Below are 1538 nucleotides of genomic sequence, written 5' to 3' on the forward strand. Positions count from 1 at the left end.
AGCACCGGCAACCCCGCCAGCCGCTCCCGCCAATAACCCAACTGCCGCTCCAGAACCTCCCCCGACAACCACGACCGCTGCCACACCGCGAAATCCGCATACTGCACCGCCAACGCCGGCAACGGATCCGGCGCTCCCACCCGGAACGCCTCATACAGCGCGAGCAGGTCCCGGCGGAGCACCTGGGCGGACCAGTCGTCGAACACCACGTGATGCATGGTGAGCACCAGAACGTGTCCGGCCTCACCCAGGCGGATCAGGCACGCGCGGACCAGCGGCCCGGCCGCCAGATCGAACGGGGCGGCGATGTCGGACATCACCAGCTGTTCGGCGATCCGCCCTGGTTCGACGGCACCCGACAGGTCGATCAACGGCAGTGCGAGTGGACCGGGCGGGTCGATCACCTGGTGGGCCACTCCATCCGGTCCGGCCACCAGCCGGGTGCGCAGCACCTCGTGCCGGGCCAGCAGGGCGCCCAGGGCCGTGGTCAGCGCGGCCACGTCCACGGCCTGTCCAAAATGCACCGGCGAGGTCAGGACGTACTCCACCGAGCCCGGCTGGAGTTGGTCGAGGAACCACAGCCGCTGCTGGGCGAACGACAACGGCAGCGCCTGGTCCCGCGGCACCGGGCTGACCGGCGGGGCCACCAGCCCCCGCGCGGTCTCGTCGATCACTGCGGCGAGGCTTCGTACCGTCCAGTGGTCGAACAGCGCGGCCAGGGGCACCTCGGCACCGAACACCTCCCGCACCCTGGACATCATCTGGGTGGCCAGCAGGGAGTGGCCGCCGAGTGCGAAGAAGTTGTCCTCGGCGCCGATCCGGTCCACCCCGAGCAACTCGGTCCAGATTCCCGCGAGCAGTTCCTCCGTGGCTCCGGACAGGACGGCGACGTCGTGCTCTGGCTCCCGACGGTTCTGCTCGGGGGCGGGGAGTGCGGTGCGGTTGACCTTGCCTGCCGGGGTCAGCGGAAGACCCGCCAGCTCCGTGAAGACAGCGGGAATCATGTAATCGGGCAGATGCCGGGCCGCGAACACCCGCAGTTCATCCACCGCCGGCATCCCCTCAGCCGGATCAGCAGGCACCACATACGCCGCCAGCCGCGCCGACGCACCCTCCCCCCACGCGGTGACCACCGCCGAACGCACCCCCGGATGCGCCCCCAGCACCGCCTCCACCTCACCCGGCTCGATACGGAACCCCCGCACCTTCACCTGATCATCCACCCGGCCCAAAAACTCCAGCCGGCCGTCCGCCAGCCACCGCACCCGGTCACCGGTCCGATACATCCGCGCCCCGTCGTCGGCGAACGGATCCGCGACGAACCGTTCCGCCGTCAGCCCCGCACGCCCCCCATAGCCGCGCGCCACCTGCGCCCCACCGACATACAACTCACCGGCCACACCCACCGGCACCAGATTCAGCGACCCGTCCACCACATACACACGTGTGTTGGCGACCGGACCACCGATCGACGGCACCACATCCCCCGCCCCGAACAGGCCCGCCGACGCGCACACCGTCGTCTCCGTCGGCCCATA

At 70.3% G+C, this 1538-nt stretch carries 1 protein-coding gene; it reads right to left on the bottom strand.

Going from position 1 to position 1538, the window contains the following annotated elements; genetic code table 11:
* Positions 1-1517, bottom strand: a 1517-nt coding sequence (locus tag ABZ098_RS44935) for a condensation domain-containing protein (RefSeq protein WP_356600902.1), incomplete at its 3' end; no start/stop codon positions are given.
* Between the last annotated feature and the right edge of the window lie 21 nt (positions 1518-1538).

This window comes from Streptomyces sp. NPDC006335 (genome assembly GCF_040612795.1).
In the GTDB taxonomy this organism is placed as follows: Bacteria; Actinomycetota; Actinomycetes; order Streptomycetales; family Streptomycetaceae; genus Streptomyces.